Consider the following 22,865-nt stretch of genomic DNA (forward strand, 5'->3'; position numbering starts at 1 on the left):
CTGTCCCGCTGCGGAAGTCGGAGACGGACCGGGCAACGGTTCCGTTGACAGCGGTGCCGGTGGGAGCGGTGCCGGTGTGCTGGATCAGGTAGTCGGCCAGCTCACGAACATTGGGCTGTTCGAACAGCACAGTGCCGGGCAACTCCGTGCCCAGATCCCGTTCCAGCAGTCTGCGCAGATCGACCGCCATCATCGAGTCCATGCCGAGTTGGAAGAACCCTTCGTCCGGATCGATGTCCGCAATGCCGACGTCGAGCAGGGCCGCCGTATGCGCGGTGATGCGTTCCATCAGCAGTTCGTGCCGGAAGGGATCGTCCGCATCGGCCGGTGTCCACCGGGTCGCCGCCGGCGTCGCGGCAGGTGCCGGTCGCGTGACGCCGGCCGCCGCCGGACCGGCCGGACGCATCATCCAGTACCGCGATCGCTGGAACGCGTAGGTGGGCAGGTCGACTCGGCTGACCGGCACGTGCGCGAACACCACCGACCAGTCGGGTGCGAAGCCGCGCACATAGGCCGCGGCCAAGTCCTCAACGGTCTCCCCCGCCGCGACCACCGAACGCGACGGCCCGGCCGTGCCGATCCACACCCCGGCGGATCCGTCCGGCTCGCCCGCAGCGACGGCCCGCAACCCCGCGAGCAGTTCCGCTCGATGACCGGCCACCAGCGCCGCACGATGCCGCATCGCCGACCGCCCGGTCGCCAATGACCATGCGACGTCGGTGCACGCCAGTTCGGGGTGGTCGTCGAGGTAGTCGAGCAGTCGCTGGGCCTGCGCACGCAGCGCGGCGGCCGAGCGGCCGGAGATCGGTACCAGCACCGAGCGATTACCGTCCGTCGATCCCGGTTCGGTACGCGTCGCGGGGCCTGGCGGGGCCTGTTCGATGATCACGTGTGCGTTGGTGCCGCTCATCCCGAATGCCGACACCGCCGCCCGGCGCGGCGTCGCGTCCGGCCACGGCCTGGCCTCGGTGAGCAGCCGCACTCCGCTGGAATCCCAATCCACGTGTGGCGAGGGTTGTTCCGCGTGCAGTGTCGGCGGCATGGTGGCGTGGGTGATGGCCTGCACTGTCTTGATCACGCCGCCGACACCCGCCGCGGCCATCGAGTGCCCGATGTTCGACTTGAAGGAACCCAGCCACACCGGCCGCCCGGCGTTGTGGGCGGCGCCGTAGGTCTGCAGCAGCGCGTTGGCCTCGATCGGGTCGCCGAGCGCGGTGCCGGTGCCGTGCGCCTCGACCAGGTCGATGTCGGCGGGTTCGAGATCGGCGTTGGCCAGGGCGGCGCGGATCACGCGCTGTTGTGCGCTGCCGTTCGGCGCGGTGAGCCCGTTGCTCATGCCGTCGGAGTTCGTCGCGGTGCCGCGCAGCAGCGCCAGCACCGGGTGCCCGAGCCGGCGGGCGTCACCCAGGCGTTCCAGCAGCAGCACGCCGGCGCCCTCGGCCCAGCCGGTGCCGTCCGCGGAGGCGGAGAAGGCCTTGCAGCGGCCGTCGGCCGACAACCCGCGCTGGCGGCTGAATTCCACGAAGGCGTCCGGACCGGCCATCACGGTCGCGCCGCCGGCCAGCGCGAGCGTGCTTTCGCCGGAACGTAGTGACTGCGCGGCCAAATGCAGAGCGACCAGGGACGAGGAGCAGGCGGTGTCCACTGTCACCGCGGGACCCTCGGTGCCGAGGACGTAGGCGACCCGCCCGGACGCGACGCTCGGTGCGAGTCCGGTGACCCGGTAGCCGCCGAGCGTGTCCGTGCCGCCTTCGCTGCCCGGTCGATAGTCCTGCAGGGCGATCCCGAAGAACACGCCGGTCGGGGTGCCCTTGACGGCGGCCGGGTCGATGCCTGCGCGCTCGAACGCCTCCCAGGACGTCTCCAGCAGCAGCCGGTGCTGTGGATCCATCGCACCGGCCTCGCGGGCGGAGATGCCGAAGAACGCGGCGTCGAAGTCGGCGGCGTCGGCGAGGAAGCCGCCGTGGCGGGTGTAGCTGGTGCCCGGGTGATCGGGATCCGGGTGGTACAGGCCGCTCGGCCAGCCGCGATCGTGCGGGAACTCCCCCACCGCATCCGTTTTCGCCATCACCAGGCGCCACAGGTCTTCCGGTCCGTGCACGCCACCGGGATAGCGGCAGGCCATCGCGACGATGGCGATCGCATCGGCATCGGCATCGGCATCGGCATCGGCATCGGCATCGGCATCGGCATCGGCATCGATCAACGATGCGGCGTCGGTATCGGTCAACGCTGCGGTATCGGTCAACGCTGCGGTATCGGTCAACGCTGCGGTATCGATCGCGGGGCGCGCTGCAGTGCGCGGGCGCGCCGGGCCGGGGGCGCTGTCGCTCTCGGTCAGCCGTTCCTCGAGGTAGCTCATCAGCTCCGGCACCGAGGGATGGTCGAAGCCGATCGTCTTGGGTAGCCGCAGGCCGGTGGCCTTTTCCAGCTTCCGGTGCAGCGTGAGCATGCCGACCGAGGTGAGCCCGAGGTCGCGGAACGAGGCGTCGGCGAGCAGGTCTGCGTCGGTGTGGCCGGCGACGGCGGCGATGAGCTCGAGCACCACGGCCGCCAGCCGGTCTCCGCGCGGCACGTTGGCGGCTACAGGGTCTCCCGGCGATACCGGGTCGGTCTCCGGTGGCCGGGTGACGGTGTGCGCGGGCAGGTCCCACCAGTAGCGGTGCTCCGCGAACGGGTACGTCGGCAGGGCGACCCTGCGCGGTGCGGCCGCGGCGAACACCCTTTCCCAATCGACGTCGACACCGGCCGCGTGCGCGGCACCCAGCGTCAGCGCAGCCGCGTCGGCCTCGTGTTCGCCGTGCGCGGTGGACAGTTGTTCGCCACGCGCAGTGGACAATACGGTGAGGGCTTCGGCACCGGCCATCGCGTCGAGACCGTTTCCGGCCATGGTCGCCAAGGTGTCATTCGGCCCGAGATCGAGCAGCGTCGAGACGCCGGCGGCGCGCAATGCCCGGATCGCAGCGGGGAACTGTGCGGGCATCGTGGTCTGCCGGACCCAGTAGTCCGGGGACGTGAACTGTTCGCCGATGTCCAGTTCACCGGTCACGGTGGAGACGACGGGCAGGTCGGGCCGCCGGTAATGCAGCCGTTCGGCGACCGCACGGAATCGGGCGAGCATCGGCGCTGCCTCGCCGGTCGCCGCGCCGGCCGGCGTCGCGGCGATCAGCGCGCCGCGCGCCGCAACCAATTCACAGGCGTCCGTCAAGGTCCAGACGCCGGCGACGTAGGCGGCTGTCAGCTCGCCGAGCCCATGCCCGCCGAGGTAGTCCGGGCGTATGCCCCAATCCCGCAGCAGCGCGGCGAGCGCGGCGTGGAAGGTGAACAGTGCCGGCTGTGCGTATTCCGGTGTGCGCGGCGGTGTCGCGCCGTTCGGCGTGGCACCGAACATCAGCTCGCGTAGCGGCCGGTCGAGATGCCGGTCGAACTCGGCGGCGATGTCGTCGAATGCTGCGGTGAACGCCGGGTACCGCGCGTACAGTCCGGCGCCCGTGCCAGCGTGTGGGCCGGTGCTGTCGCCGAAGAGGAACGCCACTCTGCCGTGTCGTGCGCGGCCGGTGGCCACCAGTGGATGTGGCAGGCCGCGCGCGAGTGCCTCCAGCGCCCCGGACAACTGTTCCCGCGAGCCCGCGAGCGCGACGGCTCGATGGTCGAACGGTGTCCGGGTAGTGGCCAGGGAGTAGCCGATATCGGCGAGGTCGAGGTCGGGATGGGCGTGCAGGTGATCGCGGAGGCGCGCCGCCTGGGCGGCAAGCGCCGCGGTGTCCTTCGCCGCCAACGGAAACCATTGTGGGACAGCAGGTTCGCGCGTAGGGCGTGGTGTGGCGGGGGCGGGTTCCGGTGCCTGTTCGAGGATCAGGTGTGCATTGGTCCCGCTGATCCCGAACGAGGAGACCCCGGCGCGCCGGGCCCGGTCCACGTCGGGCCAGGGGCGCTGCGCGTCGAGCAGCGCGACGCTCCCGCCGGAGAAGTCGACCTGCGTGGTGGCCTGGTCGAGGTGCAAGGTCTTGGGCAGCACGCCGGCTCGGAGGGCGAGTACCTGTTTGATCACGCCGGCGACGCCGGCCGCGCCCTGCGGATGCCCGAAGTTGGATTTCAACGAGCCGAGCAGCAGCGGCCGGTCCGTGCTGCGCCCCGATCCGTAGGTGTCCAGTAGCGCCCCGGCTTCGATCGGGTCACCGAGCAGGGTTCCGGTTCCGTGTGCCTCCACGGCGTCGACGTCGGAGGCGGTCAGCCCGGCGTCGGCGAGCGCCGCGGTGATCAGCGCCCGTTGCGCGGTGCCGTTGGGGGCGGTCATGCCGTTGCTCGCGCCGTCCTGGTTGATCGCCGAGCCGGTGATCAACGCGAGGATCGGGTAGCCGAGCCGTTCGGCCACCGATTGCCGGGCCAGCAGTACGACGCCGGCGCCCTCCCCGAGTACGGTGCCGTCGGCGGCGGCGGAGAAGGGTTTGCAGCGGCCGTCCGCGGCGAGTCCGCGTTGCATGCTGAACTCGACCAGTACTTCGGGGGTGGCCATGACGGTCGCGCCGCCGGCGACCGCGAGTTCGCATTCGCCGGCGCGGAGTGATCGCATCGCGAGGTGGATGGCGACCAGGGATGAGGAGCAGGCGGTGTCGACGGTGACGGCGGGTCCGGTCAATCCGAGCAGATACGACACCCGGCCCGAGGCGATGCTGGTGCCGCTGCCGGTCATGGCGTAGCCGGCGAATTCCGTGGGCGTGCGGTCCATTCCGGGGTAGTAGTCGGCGCCGAGTAGCCCGGTGAATACCCCGGTCGCTGTGTCGCGCAGGGATTCCGGTGCGAGGCCGGCTCTTTCGAACAACTCCCAGGTGGTGGTCAGCAGCAATCGTTGCTGTGGATCCATGGCCACCGCTTCGTGCGGTGAGATGCCGAAGAAGCCGGGGTCGAATTCATCTGCGCCGGAAAGAAATCCGCCGTGCCGAGTGTAGGTTTTCCCGGGCCGGCCCGGTTCGGGGTCGTAGAGGTTGTCGAGGTCCCAGCCGCGGTCGGCGGGAAGCGTGGAGACGGTGTCGGTGCCGTCGATCAGCACCTGCCACATGTCCTCGGGGCTGCGGACGCCGCCGGGCAGCCGGCAGGCCATCGAGACGATGGCGATGGGTTCGCCGGCTTGTCGCTGTAGTTGCCGGTTTTCCCTTTGCAGCCGCTGGTTCTCCTTGATCGCCTTGCGTAGTGCCTCGACGACCTTGTCTTCGGCGGCGCTCATGATGCGACCGTTCCGGTGTCCGCGCTGCTGTCGCCGTTCACCAGGTTCAGCAGGGCGTCCACGTCCATTGCGTCGATATCCGTATCGTCGATCTCGTTGTCCTCGACCGGGGATACGGTCGGGTGCCGGTCCGGGGTGTGCCGGGGCTGGGGAGCGGCCGGTGCCGGGGTGGCCGTGAGCAGCCGGTGCAGGTAGGCGCCGAGTTTGGCGGGGGTGGAATGGTCGAAGATGACTGCGACGGTGAGCCATTTCCCGGTTGCCGCGCTGAGCCGGTTGCGCAATTCGACGGCGCCGAGGGATTCCATGCCGAAGCCGCGGAACGATTGTTCCGGAGCCAGCGCGTGCAGGGATTCCTGACCGAGTACCGCGGCGGCGTGCTCGCGGACCAGGTCCACCAGTGTGCGTAGTTGTTCGGTTTCGGGCAGCTGCCCGAGCCGGGCCGCGAGTTGCGCTGCGGATTGTTCGGGCGTCGGCGCGGGATCGGTCACCGAACGCCGCAGCCTGCGCGGTGCCAGGGCCTGCAGTAGCGGTGGAACCGTTGCGGCGGAATCGTTTGCGTCGAAGCGGAGCCGGACGGGAACGGCCGCGGTGATCGTGGACAACCAGCAGGCGTCGAAGAGTGCCAGGCCTTCTTCGGTGCCCAGGGCCTCGACCTGGACCCCGGGGGCGATCGGGATCCGGTTGCCGGCGTCGATGTGGGAGGTCAGCGCGCTGCGTTCGTCCCACAGTCCCCAGGCGAGCGTGGTCGCCGCCCGGCCTGCGGCCCGTCGTCGTTGAGCGAGGCCGTCCAGGAGTGCGTTGGCGGCGGCATAGTTGCCTTGCCCGGCGGTGCCGAATGTGGCTGCGCACGAGGAGAACAGGACGAATGCGGCGAGGTCGTGGCCGCGGGTCAGCTCGTCGAGATGCAGGGCGCCGGTGGCCTTGGCTGCCATGGCGGTCGTCACCTGTTCGGTGGTCAGCGATTCGACGAGTGCGTCGTCGAGCTGACCGGCTGCGTGGATCACCGCGGTGAGCGGGTGTGCGGCGGGTACGGCGGCCAGTGTCGTGGCCACCGAGTCCCGGTCGCCGGTGTCGCATCGCACGACGGTGACCTCGGCGCCGAGTTCCCGCAGTTCGGTGACGAGTGCGCCGGCGCCGGGGGTGTCCGCGCCGCGCCGGCCGGCCAGCATCAGGTGCCGGACGTGGTGGGTTGCGACGAGGTGCCGCGCGAGGAGGCTGCCGAGTGTGCCGGTGCCGCCGGTGATCAGCACGGTGCCTTCGGGCTCGAGTTCGCGTGCTGCGCGCGGTGGTGTCTGCCGGTGGCGGGTGAGGCGGAATCCGGTCGCGGTCCCGCGGCGCAGCGCGAGCTGGGGTTCGCCGGTGGATCGCACGCCGGGCAGGGCGGTCAGCGAGTCGGGGTGCCCGTCGGTGTCCAGCAGGATCAACCGTCCGGGATGTTCGGTGTGCGCGGTTCGGGCGAGGCCCCAGACGGCGGCCATCGCCGGGTCGACGTCCTCGTCGTCCGTGGTGGCCACACCGTGTTCGGTGAGTACGACGAGGCGGGTGCCGGTCAGGCGCGGGTCGGCCAGCCAGCGCTGCAGCTCGCCGAGCACCTCGGCCACCAGTGCGATGGCGGCGGTGTGGCGGCCGGCGACGGTCAGCACGGCGACGTCGGGTGCGGGTAGGCCGCTCGACAGCACGTCGCGCAGTGCGGCCACATCACGGTGTTCGGTGACAACCGTTGTGCCCCAGTCCGATTCGGGTGTGGCGGCGCCGAGTACTGCCCATCGGCCGGTGGCCGGCTGCGGGTCGATCGCCACCGGAACCCACTGGGGAACGTAGAGCGATTCGAGGCGGGCACCGGCGCTCATCGCGCCTTCGGCGATCGGGAGCACGTCGAGCGAGTCGACGGTGAGCACCGGTTGTCCCTGCATGTCGGTGGCTTCGACGGTGAACGCGCCGGATTCGGCGCGGGTCAGCCGGACGCGCAGGCCGGTGGCGCCGGTGGCGCGCAGGGTGACGCCGGTCCATCCGAACGGCAGCCGGGTCACGCCGTCGCGGGTCAGGCCGGCCAGCGCCAGCAGGTGCAGCGCGCTGTCGAAGAGGATCGGGTGCAGGCCGAACCGGGTGGCTTCGGCTTCGCGGTCGGGGCCGAGTCGTACTTCGGCGAAGTACTCCTCGCCGCGCTGCCAGCAGGCGGTCAATGCGCGGAATGCCGGTCCGTAGGCGATATCGGTGTCCTCGAACGTGGCGTAGACGTGTTCGGGATCCAGCGGGTCGGCGCCGGCCGGTGGCCACTGGCCGAGGTCGGGGGCGGGCGCGGTGTCGTCGTGGCCGAGCAGGCCGTCGGCGTGGCGGGTCCACTCGCCGGCGGACCGGTCGTTGGCCCGGGAGTACACCCGTACGCTGCGGCGGCCGTCGCCGGTCGGGGGCCCGACCGCGACCTGAAGTTCCAGCGCGCCGGTTTCGGGCAGTACGACCGGCCGGTGCAGGGTCAGCTCGGTGACCTTGTCGCATCCCACTTCGTCGCCTGCCCGCATCGCCAGCTCGGCGAGTGCGGCGCCGGGCAGGATCGCGCGTCCCTGCACCGCGTGATCGGCGAGCCAGGGATGCGTGCGCAGCGACACGCTGCCGGTGAGCAGGAAGCCATCGGTGTCCGGTAGCGCGACTGCGGAGGAAACCAGCAGGTGGCCGGTGTTCTGCAGTCCCGAAACCGCCGCTTCGCCGTCCCCTTCGCCGAGCCAGAAGGGACGGTTCGCGAAGGCATACGTGGGCAGTTCGGTGTTCGCCGACGCGGTGTCGCCGAAGATCGCGGACGGGTCCAGGTCGACCCCTCGGACATGGGCTCGAGCCAGGCTCGCGGCGAATCGCGCGGTCCCGCCGTCGTCGCGGCCGAGCGAGGCGACTGTCACCACCTCGGGAACGGACGCCTCGTGCGCGATGTCTGCCACGGATTTCAGCAGCGCCGGATGCGGACTGGCTTCGATGAAGACCTGATGGTCGTCGGCGAGGGCGGCGCGCACCGCGGCGGAGAACTGAACCGGCTGTCGCAGATTCAGGTACCAGTAGTCGGCGTCGAGCCCGCGGGTGTCGAGGAGTGCGCCGGTGACGGTCGAATAGAACGGCACCGCGGAGGCGGTGGGGGTGATGCCGGCGAGGGTGTTCAGCAGTTCGGCGCGTACCGATTCCACTTGCGGTGAGTGGCTGGCGTAGTCGACGGGAAGTATGACCGCGTGGTGCCCGGCGGCCTCCATGGTGTCGACCAGCTCGCCGAGCGCGGTGGCCGGGCCGGAGAAGACGGTGGCGGTGGGGCTGTTGACGGCGGAGATGCTCAGTGGCGCCGAGGCTTTCGCGAGGTACTCGGCGGTGCGATCGGAATCCAGTGCCACCCATGCCATTCCGTACTCGGCGCCGGAGAGGGTGCACAGGGCTCGGCTGCGCAGCGCCACGATGGCCGCCGCGTCGGGCAGGGTCAATGCTCCCGCGATGTGCGCGGCCGCGATTTCGCCTTGGGAGTGCCCGATCACCGCGCCGGGGTGCACGCCGTGGGATTGCCACAGTTTCGCCAGCGCCACCATGACGGCGAACAGCGCCGGCTGGACGACGTCGACGCGGTCGAGGCTCGCCGCGCCGGGCGACTGGCGCAGTACGTCGAGTAGCGACCAGTCGCAGTGCGGTGCAAGCGCTTCGGCGCAGGCGGTGAGTTCGGTGGCGAACACCGGCGACTGTTCTAGGAGTTCGGCGGCCATTCCCGCCCATTGCGCGCCCTGTCCGGGAAAGACGAAGACCGCGGTGTTCGCGGACCGCGCGACCCCGGTGTGCACGGTATCGGAGTGCTCGCCGTCGACGAGCGCGTCGAGACCGCTCAGCAGATCGATTCGGTCGGTTCCGGTGATGATCGCGCGGTGCTCGAAGCGTGATCGGTGGTGCCACAGGGCCGGTGCCAGTGCCGCGACATCGTCGTCTTCGTGTTCTCGCACGTGTTGCGCGAGCCGGCGGGCCTGTGCGCGCAATGCCGGTTCGGTGCGCGCGGAGATCACCCACGGGGTCGGTGTGTGGCGCTGTCTCGGTTCCGGCGCGGTGGTTGTCTCGGTGTCGGGTGCCGGTGGTTCTTCGATGATGATGTGCGCGTTCGTGCCGCTGACGCCGAAGGAGGAAATTCCGGCGCGGCGCGGTGTCTGTGTGCCGGGCCAGGCGAGGGGTTCGGTGAGCAGCCGCACGTGTCCGGCCGACCAGTCGATCAGGGGGTTGGGATTGTCGACGTGCAGCGTGCGCGGCAGTATGCCGTGCCGCATGGCGAGGACCATCTTGATGATTCCGCCGACGCCTGCGGCGCCGACGGTGTGCCCGATGTTCGATTTGAGCGAACCCAGCCGAAGTGGCCGGTCGGCGGGGCGGTCCTGGCCGTAGGTGGCGATCACGGCGTTGGCTTCGATGGGATCGCCGAGCCGGGTGCCTGTCCCGTGCGCCTCGACCGCGTCGACGTCGGCGGCGGCGAGGCCCGCGGCCTCGAGCGCTTTGCGGATGACGCGTTCCTGGGCGGCCGGATTCGGTGCGGTGAGTCTGGTGCTGGGGCCGTCCTGGTTCACCGCGCTGCCGGCGATCACCGCGTGCACCGGGTATCCGAGCCGGCGTGCGTCGGAAAGTCTTGCCAGTAACAGCATTCCGGCGCCCTCGCCCCAGCCGGTGCCGTCCGCGGTGTCCGCGAACGATTTACAGCGCCCGTCCGGGGACATCGCGCCCTGTCGGCTGAATTCGGTGAAGACGCCCGGGGTGGCGTGGAAGGTGGCTCCGCCGGCCAGGGCGAGCATCGCATCGCCGCTGTGCAGGGTTTGGCAGGCGAGGTGGATGGCCACCGAGGAGGACGAGCATGCGGTGTCGATGGACACCGCGGGCCCGGTGACGCCGAGGAAGTAGGACAGCCGCCCGGACACCATGCTCGGTGCGGTGCCGGTGAGTACCCGGCCGCGCAGATCCTCCGGCGCACCGTGCCAGCGTGGCCCGTAATCGGGTCCGGTGATGCCGACGAACACCCCGACTTCTTGGTCGCGCAGCGAGGCGGGGACGATGCCGGCGCGTTCGATCGCTTCCCAGGCGGTCATCATGACCAGCCGCTGGGCCGGATGGATCGCGGCTGCCTCGCGGGGGGAGACGCCGAAGAATTCGGGGTCGAAGCCGGCGCCGTCGTCGACGAATCCGCCGAAGCGGGTGACGATCGTTCCGGGCTCGCCCGTCGAGCCGATCAGTCGATCGAGGTCCCAGCCCCGGCCGGCCGGAAGTTCGGTGATCGCGCACCGTTCCGCGGCGACCAGGTCCCACAATTCGCCGGGTGTCGATACCCCGCCCGGATATCGGCAACCCATGCCGATGATCGCGATCGGATCGGTGGAGGAAGTTCCGTCACTATCACTCTGATTATTCAAGTTTTGTCCTGCAATAGAGATGTCTCATCCCGGAAGTCGAACGCTGTTCACGCAATTCTGGACAGCGGCTCCTATGCGTCCGCATTCAATGCGGTTCGACTGATTCGATCGCGCCGGAGCGACGCCGCCGACTTGTGCACGAGTTCGGGTATCGAACGGTTCAGTGGCAGTGACATGTCGATGGTTGCACCCCTCCGCGCGATGATCGCCCCTGGATTCATCGTGCACAATTAATCATTGCACACGAGGCGGGCGAGTGTATAGGCCACATCGGCCGGATCCGATGTATCAGCAAGTGAGACGGGTACATTGGGCGTCGGACCCACACTCGCAGCGCACCTGTCGCTCACAGAATTGAGGATCGGGCAACTCCGTGTTTACATAAAATTGGCATACGCATCCAGTCGGTATTGTGACCCAGTTCACACAGCTATCTCCGCGCTATCGGTGCGGATTGTCGTGAATGGGGATAGCAAGTGTGTTAATCGGCAACCATCGCGTATGTAGCAGTTCATGTGTATCGTTTCGGCGACGCGCGATTGCTGATGATCGCGCGATTCCGCTAAAGTTCTCGACGGAGATCGATAATGGTGACAGAACAGCCCAAGATTCCACCGCTGCCGCTGGTGCGGGCGGTGGATCGAATTCGTAGTTTGCTGGTGACCGCACTGCGCCGCACCGCTCCCGCGCCGCTGGCGTTGCTGGATATCGTTCAGGGGGGTTTCCTCATGCAGGCGCTGTCCGCGGCCGCTGAACTCGGGGTTGCCGATGCGCTCGCGGAGGCTCCGCTCCGGTTGGACGAGCTTGCCGACCGGGTCGGTGCCCGGCCCGATGCGCTGGCCCGGCTGTTGCGGCCGCTGCTGGCGGAAGGCATTTTCGCCCGTCATGGTGACCGCTATCGGCTGACGTCGCTGGCCGAGCCGCTGCGTTCGGATGTGCCTGTGTCGATCCGGGGGATTCTGCGGTTGTACGGCTCGTCCGAGCATCGGGCGGTGTGGTCGCGCCTGGCGGAGGCGGTCCGTACCGGCGACCCCGCCGCCGAGCACGTGTTCGGTATGCCGCTGTTCGACTACACCCGCAAGAACCGCGAGTTCGGTGACCTGTTCGACGGGGCGCAGACCAGTGCCTCGGAGTTGACGCTGGTACCGACACTGGCCGCCTACGACTTCGCGCAGTACGGCACCCTCGTCGACATCGCCGGTGGCCACGGCCGGCTGCTCACCGAGATCCTGACTCGCGCACCACGGTCGCGGGGCATCCTGTTCGACATGCCCGAGGTGGTGGCGCCGGTGCCGCAGCGCTTGCAGGAGCGCGGCCTGGCCGAACGGTGCACTGTTGCGGGCGGCTCGTTCTTCGAATCGGTGCCCACCGGCGGTGACGCCTACATCCTCAAACACGTTCTCCACGACTGGTACGACGCCGACGCCGCGCGCATCCTGCGCACGGTACGCGCGGCGATGTCGGATTCGGCGCGGCTGCTGCTGATCGAGATGGTGTTGCCGCCGGATAACCGCCGCCAGGTCGGCAAGCTGATCGACCTGGAGATGCTGGTGGTCGTCGGCGGCCGCGAACGCACCGAGGAGGACTTCCGGAACCTACTGTCCGCCAACGGTTTCGAACTGATCCGCCGGGTGGAAACCGCAGGCCCGGACAACATCCTGGAGGCACGCCCGATCTGACCCTCCATCGGCGGCCCGCGGAGCGCCGTACGGTAGTGGATCCTCCCCTCGACGCCGGTTTCATCGGACGGTGGCGGTCTAAGCTGAATCGCATCAGTTCGACCGAGGGAGAAGACGATTGAGTCGAAGCAGCCGGACGGTGCCGTTGGAAGAGCGAGTGAACCTGCTTTTCGCGACTCTCATCGACAGCCGCGGCATCGAGGTCGACTCGGCGACCGTGGCCGATGCGTTGACCGTGGCCCTGGGGATTCCGGTGTCAGCGGCGGACATCGACGCGCTACGACAGGCGGGTGCACGTCGCCCGGCCGATGACCTGCTTGCCGGGCTGGCTCGCTACTTCGACATGCCGGCAAGCTTCCTTTCCGACGACCCTGCACAGTATTACAGCCCGTTTCTCCAGTTGAGCCTGCTGATTGTCCAGCGTGACAAGCGGATCCCTTTCGTTGCCCTGCGTCCGAGCTCGGATCAGCTGGGCGTCAACGCGTTACACGAGCTGACGAACTACCTTGAGTCCCTCTGACAGCGGCGGCGCCGACCCGGATCGTATGGTCGCGGAGAGGGCGATTGCGAAGCTGACATTGCGCCGCCCGTGGTCGATGCAGCGCTTCGTGGAGGAGCTGAGCCTGCAGCGCGAGCGACCCATCGAAATCGTCGAGGGGCTCGGCGAGTACGAGAGTGTCGACTTCTCCGGTGTCTGGATTCCATTGCCCGGCAAGGATCTCATCCGGCATCGCGCGGGAGTGTCCTCGATCGAACGGGACGGGATCATCGCGCACGAGCTCGGTCATATCGTTCTCGGGCATGACGTTGCGCCCGAGGAACGGCTCGAATACTTCGCACGCACAGCGCCCGCGATCCCAGCGGCGGTCATCAACCGGCTGCTGGCCCAGCAGGCGTGCCTGCGTTCGAACTTCGATCTGCCGCTGGAACGCCAGGCCGAATGGTTCGCCACCCTGCTGATGGAGGCGGCGGAAGCCCTCAGCCGCCCGCTGTTTCCGGATAGCGACCTCACGCCGCGGCAGCGCCTCATGCTGGAACGGGCCGCCGCCGCCTTCGGGTGGGCGATGTGAGTCTTGCGATCTCCGCGCTCATTCCTGTCGTACTGCTCGTCCTGGCGGCCGGGCGCATCCTCGTCGGCAACCGGAGGCAATCGAACCGGTGGACGGGACTGGGAAACCCCTTCACTCAAATCCTGCTCGTCCTGGGATTGGCGAAACTCTGCAGAGTCCCCCGTATCACCGATGACGTACTCAGTCCGGCCCTGCAACGAGTGACCGGCGTCGCCAATCTCATGACGCTGTCCGGGATGACCTTCGGAACCCTGTCCGCCATACCGGTTCTCGCCTTCAGCTCCTATATCACCGGCCGAAACCTGTCCGCGAAGGTCCAAGTCTCGGCGGCGGGCATCATTGTGGCTGCGATGAGCGTGACCTATCTCCGCTCACCGATGGCGCACCAAGCGGTGCCTTTCCTGCAGAACCACTTCGCGGTGACCGGTGCGGTGGCGGCGTATTGGATCGTGTTCATCGCGCCTCTCACCATCAGTACGCTCGTGGGTTTCGCGTATACGGTGCGTGAGTTGTCGTGGGTGCGCCGGGGACCGTTCGCCCGCGCGCTGGCCGGTGTCGCCGCCACCTATTTCCTCGGATTCACCTACTGCGCAGTGAATGTGGTGAACCTCGTACTGAAATACACCGGCACCGATTCGTTCCTGTTCCGCCATTCGGAACCCATCGAGAACTCGTTGGGGCTCGCATCGCTGGCTGCGGCGGGATTCTCGGCGGCGACCTATGCGTGGCACAACCTTCGAGATCGACTGCACCGCTACCGGCTACTACGTTTGCGGGGCCACACGTGGTTGGCAGCCCGCAGCGCCAGCCCGGAAGTCGTGCTGGACAGGACCTACCGCTTCCGCCCGACACGTAGAGCGTGCTGGAGTGCCGCGCGTTCCGCGCAAGCCGCCTATCGACTCCGGATGGAGCTGGCCGACCACGAACACCAGACCGCGAAACAGTCTGTCGTGGCGTGATCAGCATGGAACGCCTGACCGTCGGGGCTATCCAATAGGTTTGGTAGAGAGCATATTTCGTACGATGACGTGGTTTGGTCGGATCTTGTCGAGGAGGGGCCGTGGTACCGGTACAGGGGCAGGTGGAACGCGGATTCGAAGCGGTGCGGGTGGCGTTTGCGCGCGCGCAGGCCGCAGACGAGGGCGCCGCGCAGCTGTGCGTGTATCGCCACGGTGAGGTCGTCGCGGATCTGTGGATCGGACAGGATCCGATCTCGGGTAAGGATTGGGATGCCGAGAGCCTGGCAGTACAGATGTCGGTGTCGAAAGGAGTGACCGCGACCTGCGTGCACATGCTCGTCGAACGCCGCCGACTCGACCTCGATGCCCCCGTCAGCGAGTACTGGCCGGAGTTCGCTGCCGCGGGCAAGGCCGGCATCACCGTTGCCGAGCTGCTGTCTCATCGGGCCGGCCTGTCCAGTTTCGATCCGGACGCCGGGATCGGAGTCGACGAGCTGACGGACTGGTCGGCGTGCGTTGCGGCATTGGCGCCGATGACTCCCCTGTGGCAGCCCGGCACCGCGGTCTACTATCACTCTCTTACCTGGGGTTATCTGGCCGGTGAATTGATCCGTCGAGTCAGCGGTAAGAGCGTAGGTGAGTTCCTCGCCGCGGAAGTGTGTGACCCACTGGGCCTGAGTCTGTGGATCGGTCTGCCCGAAAGCGAAGAGTACCGGGTGGTTCCGCAGTTCCATCGCGACCGGTGGCCCGGTGCCGCCGAGGTGAAGGCAGCGCTGGGCGGGATGGGCATCGATGTCGAGGCTCGTCTGGTCCGGGCGACGCTGGGCACCGTGGCGACCCGGGACACGGGGATCGAGTTGCTCAACACTCGTGTGGGCCACGCCGCCGAAGTCCCGGCCGGCAACGCTATCGGCAATGCCCGCTCCCTGGCGCGGATGTATGCCGCGACGATCGGCGAGGTCGACGGCGTGCGGCTGCTCTCACCCGAAACCGTGGATCGCGCACGACAGCCACAAACCGACGGCCTGAGCCATCCCGCACCCCTGAACGTACTACCGGTCACTCACCGTTTCGCCCACGGCTACGAGCTCACCCGTCCGGTCAGCCCGATGCTCGGGGAAGGATCGTTCGGCCACCTCGGCACCGGGGGAAGGCTCGCGTTCGCCCATCCCGAATCCGGTATCGCGGTCGCATACAGCTGCACCAACATGACCGGTGACGGGGTCGGCCCCGACCCGCGCTGGCAGCCCTGGCTCGCCGTGTTGACCCACATACTCGGCTGACGTCGCCCCGACGCCCGGCGCTTCGGCGTGCCGCTCAACGACACGCCGAAGGTCGCTTGATCGTCGCGACCGTTTTCGCGAACGAATTCGGGCTGATCTTCCGTGCACCAACTCCGTTTCGCTGCGCCTGCACCCCTCGGGCAGAGCAGCGGGATAGGTCGCAGAAATCCTATGGAACGTATGCAATTTCGCGCATGCCCCGACTTCTGCGGGCAGACTGCGTGGCCCGCTCCGACAGCCAGCGGTCCGGCATAGAGCAGTGAGCCCGGCCGCGGGTTGCGGCCGGGCTCTCGCATTGCCGGTGCTGCTCAGCTCACGGCAGTGCGGCGATGAGCTTCTCGACCTCGACGCGCGGGCCGGTGAAGAACGGAACCTCTTCGCGCACATGCCGCCTCGCCTCGGTGGCGCGCAGGTCACGCATGAGGTCGACGATGCGGTGCAGCTCCTGGGCCTCGAAGGCGAGGATCCACTCGTAGTCGCCGAGCGCGAAGGACGCGACGGTGTTGGCGCGCACGTCCGGGTAGTCGCGGGCTTCCTTGCCGTGGTCGGCGAGCATCTTGCGGCGGTCCTCGTCGGGCAGCAGGTACCAGTCGTAGGACCGCACGAACGGGTACACGCAGATGTAGTTGCCCGGCTCCTCACCCGCGAGGAACGCGGGGATGTGGGACTTGTTGAACTCGGCCGGCCGGTGCAGCGCGGCATTGCTCCACACCGGGTTGCTGAGTGAGCCCAGCTCGGTGGTGCGGCGGAAGTCGGCGTAGGCGGCCTGCAGATCCTCGATCTTCTCGGCGTGCCACCAGATCATGTAGTCGGCGTCGGCGCGCAGGCCGGCGACGTCGTAGATGCCGCGCACCACCACGCCGCGCTCCTCGAGCGAATCGAAGAAGGCGCGCGCCTCCTTGATCGCGGCCGCGCGGTCCTCCCCCAGCACTCCTGGCTCCACCTGGAACACCGAGAACATGAGGTAGCGGATGGTGTCGTTGAGGGCCTTGTAGTCGAGTCGCGCCATACCCCCATCGTGCCACCCGGGTTCGGGCGGCCGGGCGCGGGGCACTGTGGCGTTTATCCGAATGGCACGGTGGTGTTTATCCGTGCGGCGTTGTGGTCACCGTCGGGCATTCCGCCTCGTCCGAATGCGCTCCCGTAACCGGGTATTCGTCCGGGTCCGGGGTGGCTAGGCTCGAACGTAGCGGCGCATCGGAGACCGGCAGGCCGGGCGACAGATTGCCGGCGCGGCCACCGAACCCACGAACGAAGGAAAACGCAGTGCAACCGACATACGCAGACGTGACAGCCGCGGCCGCCCGCATCGCCGGCCACGTCCGTCCCGTCGTCCTCGCACAGGCGGACGCGGACACCGTGCCCGTCGCCGGCGAGGTGTGGTTCGCCCTCGAGCACATGCAGCACACCGGCAGCTTCAAGGCCCGCGGCGCCGCGAATTTCATGCTCGCCCATCAGGAACAGCATCTCCTCCCGAAGGTCGGCGTCACCATCGCCTCGGGCGGTAATGCGGGCGTCGCCTGCGCCTGGGCCGCCCGGCTGGTCGACGCCGCCGCGGCGGTCTTCCTGCCCGCGACCGCACCCGCCGTCAAGGTGACGCGGCTGAAGGCCCTGGGCGCGCAGGTGTTTTCGGGCGGTGAGTACTACGCGGACGCTGCCCTGGATTGCGAGCGCTACGCCGCCGCTACCGGCGCCCTGCGTTCGCACGCCTATGACGACCCTTACATCGCCGCGGGCGCGGGCACGCTTCTGGACGAAATCGTGGTCGGGCTGCCGAACCTGGACACCGTCGTGGTCGCGGTCGGCGGCGCCGGACTGCTCACCGGAATCTCCATTGCCGCAGCGCATCACGGCGTGCGCGTGGTGGCCGTCGAGCCGGAGAAGTGCCGGGCGTTCAATGCCGCTCTGGAGGCGGGCCATCCGGTGGACGTCGATATCGATTCGATCGCCGCCGATGCCCTGGGCGCCCGCCGCGTCACACCCATGTCCCTGGCCGCCGCGGCGGCGGGCGAGGTGCGTTCGGTCCTGGTCTCCGACAAGCAGATCATCGCCGCACGCCAAACCCTCTGGGACTGCCGACGTCTCGCTGTCGAGCATGCCGCCGCCACCGCCCTGGCCGCTCTCCTCTCGGGTGCCTACGTCCCCGCCCCCGGCGAACGCGTCGCGGTGATCATCTGCGGCGCCAACACGGACCCGTCGGATCTGGTCGCGCCCAAGCCGACCCAGCACTGAAAAGGCCACGACCAGTACACCACCGAGCCGAAACGGACGAATTCCCGCGCTGGTGTACTGGTCGTGCGTGTTTCGAATCGGGTCCGGCCAGTACGGCTGGAAGTGACTAGAGCCGGTCGAGAATGCGGGCGGCCGCGGCGGTGCCGGAGGCGGCGCAGGCCGGGACGCCGACACCGTTGAGGTAGGCGCCGGCCAGTGCGAGCCCGGGCAGATCGGCTGTGGCGGTGCGAAGTTCGGCGATCCGGGCGGTGTGGCCGGGTGCGTACTGCGGGAGGCCGCCGGGCCACCGCTGCACCACTGCGGTCAGCGGCCGGATCTCGGTGCCCGTCACCGTGGTCAGGTCCTCGACGGCGGCGGCGATGAGCTCGGCATCCGTGCGGGTCAGGGCGGTGTCGTCACCGAAGCGGCCGAACGAGGCCCGTACCAGCGTCACCTCGCGGGCGGCCAGATGCGGCCACTTGCGACTGGAGAGGGTGAAGGCCTTGGCGCGCAAGGGTTCACCCGTGGCGACGAGGATGCCGGAGTTGTCCGGGAGCGCGGTCTCCTTCGGCAGCGCCAGGGCGACCACGGCGGAGGACGCCAGTTCGATACCGGAGACGAGTTCGGCCGCAACCGGTGCGACCTCGCGCAGCAGGGCCGCCGTGACCGGGGCCGGGGTGGCGAGTACCACCGCGTCGAACCAGCCGAGCGGGTCCAGCTGCCAGCCCTCCGCTGTCGCGGTGAGAGCGGTTGCCGTGGTGCTGATTTCGATCTTCAGATCGGCGGCGGTCCGCAAGGCGTCGAGCAGGACGCCGTAGCCGTCGCGGATGCCACCGAAGACCGGTGTATTCGACGGCGGCGGCAGCGCATCGGCGACCGCCTGGGACAAACTGGTCGCCCCGGCGTCGAGCGCGGCGGCCAGCGGCGGCAAGGCCGCCCGCACCCCGATCGACCCCGCCGTCCCCGCGTACACGCCACCGAGCAGCGGATCCACACTCCGTCGTACCACCTGCTCACCGAACCGATCGGCCACCAGCGCCCCGACCGACACGTCACTCCCGGACACCCATTTCAGCGGCCGATTCGGCTCATCCGTAATGCGCGCCAGCGTCTCCGCGTCCACCAGGGTCGAAACCGACTGCGCCCCTGCCGGAATCCCCATGAGGGTCCCCTCCGGCAGCCGATGCCCGACGCCCTGGGACCACACCAGCGGCCGCTTCCCGGCGGGATGAACCAGCTGCTCCTCGATCCCCAACTCCCGCATCAATGCCGGTATTTCGGGTCGCCGCCCGACAAATGCCTCCGCCCCGAGATCGACGGGCTCCCCCACGATCTCGGCCGTCCGCAGAATTCCCCCGACGCGATCCCGCTGCTCGATCAGCACCAGCTCGGCATCCGCCCCCAGCGTCTGCCGCAGCCGATATCCCGCGACCAGCCCACTGATCCCGCCACCGACCACCGCGATCCGCATCGACCACTCCTCGTCACCTGAACATTCCCCTGCCAACGTACTCCCGGCGCCGAGGTGGCCCGCGCCACGTCCGAGCGCGCCACATCGACGGCTCGCAACCCGACGCACCGACAGCAGGTATCTGGCCGGTACACCGGCACAGCGGGGAGGCCGCGCCGGACCGATTCCGCGTTACTCGGCGCCGATCATCTCGTTGCCGTGGACGGTCGTCGCGTGCGACCACGAGTCCTGCGGCGGCGCCGGGCTCGAGCACGTGCCGACCGATACGCAGGTCGGACTCGGCCCCTTGCCGATCGTCGTAGCGGCGATCCGCAAGGGCCCTCGACAGACCGCTTCTACAGCGGAGCGGGGAGGCTGTGGATGAGGGCGACGGTATCGGTGATGACGGTCGGATCGGTATTGGGCAGGACACCGTGGCCGAGGTTGAAGATGTGCCCCTTCGCGCCGAGGGTGATGGCCTCGTCGGCTTCGTGAGCGATGCGGCGGACCTCGGATTCGATGGCCTTCGGGCCCGCGAACAGGACGGCCGGATCGAGGTTGCCCTGCAAGGCTTTTCCGGAGCCGACGCGCCGCACGGCCTCCGTCAAGGGGACTCGCCAGTCGACGCCGACCACGTCCGCGCCGGCTTCGCCCATGGCGCCCAGCAGTTCTCCGGTGCCGACGCCGAAGTGGATGCGCGGGATACCGGCCGACGCGATCTCGGTGAAGACGCGTTCCGAATGCGGCATCACGTATTCGCGGTACTGCGCGAGAGTCAGTGCGCCCGCCCAGGAATCGAAGAGCTGCACCGCATCCACGCCCGCGTCGATCTGCGCGCGCAGGAATTCGATGGTGATATCGGTGAGCGCGCTCATCAGCTGATGCCAGGTCTCCGGATCGCCGAGCATCATGGCCTTGGTGATCTCGTGGTTCTTGCTCGGCCCGCCCTCGACCAGGTACGAGGCGAGGGTGAACGGCGCGCCCGTGAACCCGATCAGCGGAGTGTCACCGAGCGCGTCGAGCAGTAGTCCCACTCCCGCGGTGACCGCGCCGACCTCTTCGCGCCGCAGCCGCGGCAGCGCCCGCACATCGGCGACCGTGCGCACCGGATTCGCAACCACCGGACCGACTCCCGCGACAATGTCCAGGTCGATGCCGGCGGCCTTGAGCGGAACCACGATGTCGGAGAACAGGATTGCCGCATCCACATCGTGGCGGCGCACCGGCTGCATGGTGATCTCGCACACCAGCTCCGGATCGAAACAGGATTGCAGCATGCCGATTCCGGTGCGCAGCTCCCGGTACTCCGGCAGCGATCGACCGGCCTGCCGCATGAACCACACCGGACGCCGATGCGGTACGCCACCGGCAGCGGCGACGAGGAGGGGGGCGTCGGTCAACTGGCGTCGGGTGTGAGTGCTCATCACGGCTCATCGTAGTGGGGCCCGGCGGCGCGCCTCTCACTACACCGCACCCGAGAGGTCTACGGTGCCTTTCGTGACACCGCTCGACTTCCGCGACGGCGCCGCACCGACCCCGGAGCCCGAAGAACCCGCAAGGTTCCGCGCCGCGGTCGAGGCGATGGGAACCGCATCAGTGCATCCTCGTATAGAGCTCGCACCGATCCGTCCTCCGCAGCGCCTGGCCCCGTACTCCTACGCGCTGGGTGCGGAAGTCACTCGACCCGACACCAATGTGGTGCCCGTCGATTCCGACGGTGACGCGTTCGGCCGCCTGATCCTGCTGCACGACCCGAACGGGCAGGAAGCCTGGCACGGTGTCTTCCGGCTGGTGGCCTACATCCAGGCCGACATCGATTCGGCGCTCGCGGCCGACCCGCTGCTGCCCGAGGTGGCGTGGAGCTGGCTGGTGGACTCGCTGGAATCCCGCACCCCGTTCACCGCGCTCGGCGGCACGGTCACCTCCACCAGTTCGGTCCGCTACGGCGATATCGCCGGCCCGCCGCGCGCGCACCAGCTCGAGCTCCGCGCCTCGTGGACCGTGGGCGATACCGAGATGCGCCCGCATGTGGAAGCCTTCTGCGAGGTGCTCGCCTACGCGGCGGGCCTGCCGCCCGCGGGCGTAACCCGGCTGGACATCCACCGCCGCGTCGACGATCCGGACTGACCGGATCCGCCGAGAACTTCTGTACTGCAACCAAATCCGTGAACGCTGGTTACCATTCGCACTCGACCGGCGTCTTGCTCCGGGTTGCTGTTTCACCGACGTGACGCGGGCAGCCCCTGACCTATCAGTAGAGTTCAAGAACATGTCCGTACCAGAAGAACCGGAAACCACTGTCGCGGTCCCTTTGCTCGCGCCAGTGGACGGTGTGCCGCCGGTACTGGACTCCGCCGCCGAAGTTGCCGACGCTGCTCGCCTCCTCGCCGCCGGTACCGGCCCCCTAGCCGTCGACGCCGAGCGCGCCTCCGGCTTCCGCTACTCCAACCGCGCCTACCTGATCCAGTTACGCCGGGCAGGCGCGGGCAGCTTCCTCATCGACCCGATCCCGGTCGACGGCGATCTCACTCCGCTCGCCGAGGCCATCAACGGCCTGGAGTGGGTGCTGCACTCCGCCGATCAGGATCTACCCGGCCTGGCCGAACTCGGCCTCTACCCGGCCCGGCTGTTCGACACCGAACTCGGTGGCCGACTCGCGGGTTATGAACGCGTCGGGCTCGCCGCCATGGTCGAACGCCTACTCGGCCGGGAGCTGAAGAAGGGCCACGGCGCCGCCGACTGGTCCACCCGTCCCTTGCCCGACGAGTGGCTCAATTACGCGGCCCTCGATGTGGAGCTACTCCTCGAACTCCGCGACGCGGTCGCCGTCGAGCTCGATGAGCAGGGTAAATCCGACTGGGCCGCACAAGAATTCGAGCACGTCCGGGCCGCCGAGCCGTCCGCCCCGAAGGCCGACCGCTGGCGCCGCACCTCCGGCATCCACGCCCTGCGCCGTACCCGCCAGCTCGCCGTGGTCCGGGAACTCTGGACCACCCGCGACCGCCTGGCCCGGCTCCGCGACGTCGCTCCCGCCCGCATCCTGCCCGATTCGGCCATCGTCGCCGCGGCCACCAACGAGCCGAAGACCATTGCCCAGCTGCGCGCCCTGCCGATCTTCGGCGGCCCCCGCCAGCGCCGCTACTCGCGCGAATGGCTCGGCGCCATCGAACGCGCCCGCGCCCTGCCGGACAATGAACTGCCGCCGCTGACCCAGCCGTTCGACGGCCCGCCGCCGGTCAACCGCTGGGAACGCCGCGATCCGGCCGCCGCGGCCCGCCTGCAGCGCGCCCGCGCCGCGATGTCGGAGCTTTCGGGCGAGGTCTCGATCCCCGTCGAGAACCTGCTCACCCCCGACCTGCTCCGCCGCATGTGCTGGGACGGCCTGCCGCGCGCGGTGGCGGACGGCAAGGCGCCGGACCTCATCGACGACTTCCTGGCCGCGGGCGGCGCACGCCCCTGGCAAAGAGAACTCGCCGTACCCCGGCTGGCTGCCGCGCTCTATCCACCCAAGGACTGAACCAAGCACGAACAGCACATCAGCGAGGGGATTCGTCCGATATCCCCTCGCTGATGTGCTGTTCGCGGGC

General features: G+C 68.9%; 12 protein-coding genes and 1 pseudogene. 8 read left to right on the top strand and 5 right to left on the bottom strand.

Annotated elements, in window-relative coordinates:
* Positions 1-97: 97 nt before the first annotated feature.
* Positions 98-5,227: pseudogene (locus ACIP5Y_RS32090) on the bottom strand (beta-ketoacyl synthase N-terminal-like domain-containing protein); the annotation flags it as partial.
* Positions 5,221-10,626, bottom strand: a complete 5,406-nt coding sequence (locus ACIP5Y_RS32095; RefSeq protein WP_400355780.1) for a type I polyketide synthase — start codon at positions 10,624-10,626, stop codon at positions 5,221-5,223. The gene ACIP5Y_RS32095 and the pseudogene ACIP5Y_RS32090, both read right to left, overlap by 7 nt.
* Before the next feature lie 587 nt (positions 10,627-11,213).
* Between ACIP5Y_RS32095 and ACIP5Y_RS32100 the strand changes: the two genes are divergently transcribed.
* The 5 genes from ACIP5Y_RS32100 (at position 11,214) to ACIP5Y_RS32120 (ending at position 15,617) form a co-directional block, all read left to right on the top strand.
* On the top strand, positions 11,214-12,305 hold the full coding sequence (locus ACIP5Y_RS32100) for a methyltransferase (RefSeq protein ID WP_400355782.1): 1,092 nt from the start codon (positions 11,214-11,216) through the stop codon (positions 12,303-12,305).
* A 139-nt stretch (positions 12,306-12,444) separates the two neighbouring features.
* A complete protein-coding gene (locus tag ACIP5Y_RS32105) occupies positions 12,445-12,825 on the top strand; it encodes a hypothetical protein (RefSeq protein WP_400355784.1) in 381 nt (126 codons plus the stop codon).
* A 25-nt stretch (positions 12,826-12,850) separates the two neighbouring features.
* Entirely contained in the window at positions 12,851-13,375 is a 525-nt protein-coding gene (locus tag ACIP5Y_RS32110; protein ID WP_400355785.1) for a hypothetical protein, read from the top strand.
* On the top strand, positions 13,372-14,334 hold the full coding sequence (locus tag ACIP5Y_RS32115) for a hypothetical protein (RefSeq protein WP_400355787.1): 963 nt from the start codon (positions 13,372-13,374) through the stop codon (positions 14,332-14,334). The genes ACIP5Y_RS32110 and ACIP5Y_RS32115 overlap by 4 nt, the downstream gene beginning before the upstream one ends.
* A gap of 101 nt (positions 14,335-14,435) precedes the next feature.
* A complete protein-coding gene (locus ACIP5Y_RS32120; RefSeq protein WP_400355789.1) occupies positions 14,436-15,617 on the top strand; it encodes a serine hydrolase domain-containing protein in 1,182 nt (393 codons plus the stop codon).
* A 313-nt stretch (positions 15,618-15,930) separates the two neighbouring features.
* On the opposite strand, the gene hemQ is transcribed toward ACIP5Y_RS32120, so the two are convergent.
* Complete coding sequence (gene hemQ / locus ACIP5Y_RS32125; protein WP_400355791.1) at positions 15,931-16,626, bottom strand: hydrogen peroxide-dependent heme synthase; 696 nt, start codon at positions 16,624-16,626, stop codon at positions 15,931-15,933.
* Positions 16,627-16,883: 257 nt separating this feature from the next.
* Between hemQ and ACIP5Y_RS32130 the strand changes: the two genes are divergently transcribed.
* The gene (locus ACIP5Y_RS32130; RefSeq protein ID WP_400355793.1) at positions 16,884-17,849 is read left to right on the top strand and encodes a threonine/serine dehydratase; all 966 of its coding nucleotides are present in this window, start codon (positions 16,884-16,886) and stop codon (positions 17,847-17,849) included.
* Positions 17,850-17,955: 106 nt separating this feature from the next.
* On the opposite strand, the gene ACIP5Y_RS32135 is transcribed toward ACIP5Y_RS32130, so the two are convergent.
* Both ACIP5Y_RS32135 and hemE read right to left on the bottom strand, forming a co-directional pair.
* Positions 17,956-19,299, bottom strand: a complete 1,344-nt coding sequence (locus ACIP5Y_RS32135) for a protoporphyrinogen oxidase (protein ID WP_400355795.1) — start codon at positions 19,297-19,299, stop codon at positions 17,956-17,958.
* Positions 19,300-19,634: 335 nt separating this feature from the next.
* Positions 19,635-20,702 carry a uroporphyrinogen decarboxylase gene (gene hemE / locus ACIP5Y_RS32140; protein ID WP_400355797.1) on the bottom strand — a complete coding sequence of 356 codons (1,068 nt, stop codon included), beginning with the start codon at positions 20,700-20,702 and terminating at the stop codon, positions 19,635-19,637.
* 73 nt (positions 20,703-20,775) lie between these two features.
* Between hemE and ACIP5Y_RS32145 the strand changes: the two genes are divergently transcribed.
* Both ACIP5Y_RS32145 and ACIP5Y_RS32150 read left to right on the top strand, forming a co-directional pair.
* Complete coding sequence (locus tag ACIP5Y_RS32145; RefSeq protein ID WP_397000795.1) at positions 20,776-21,405, top strand: DUF3000 domain-containing protein; 630 nt, start codon at positions 20,776-20,778, stop codon at positions 21,403-21,405.
* 142 nt (positions 21,406-21,547) lie between these two features.
* Positions 21,548-22,795, top strand: a complete 1,248-nt coding sequence (locus tag ACIP5Y_RS32150; RefSeq protein ID WP_400355800.1) for an HRDC domain-containing protein — start codon at positions 21,548-21,550, stop codon at positions 22,793-22,795.
* Positions 22,796-22,865 lie beyond the last annotated feature (70 nt).

The sequence above is a fragment of the Nocardia sp. NPDC088792 genome (genome assembly GCF_044750615.1).
Classification (GTDB): Bacteria; Actinomycetota; Actinomycetes; order Mycobacteriales; family Mycobacteriaceae; genus Nocardia.

Bases quoted from the DNA above. Each gene is read 5' to 3' on its own strand.
- ACIP5Y_RS32100 (WP_400355782.1), top strand. From the start codon at position 11,214: ATGGTGACAGAACAGCCCAAGATTCCACCGCTGCCGCTGGTGCGGGCG.
- ACIP5Y_RS32110 (WP_400355785.1), top strand. From the start codon at position 12,851: ATGGTCGCGGAGAGGGCGATTGCGAAGCTGACATTGCGCCGCCCGTGG.
- hemQ (WP_400355791.1), bottom strand. From the start codon at position 16,626: ATGGCGCGACTCGACTACAAGGCCCTCAACGACACCATCCGCTACCTC.
- ACIP5Y_RS32135 (WP_400355795.1), bottom strand. From the start codon at position 19,299: ATGCGGATCGCGGTGGTCGGTGGCGGGATCAGTGGGCTGGTCGCGGGA.
- hemE (WP_400355797.1), bottom strand. From the start codon at position 20,702: ATGAGCACTCACACCCGACGCCAGTTGACCGACGCCCCCCTCCTCGTC.
- ACIP5Y_RS32150 (WP_400355800.1), top strand. From the start codon at position 21,548: ATGTCCGTACCAGAAGAACCGGAAACCACTGTCGCGGTCCCTTTGCTC.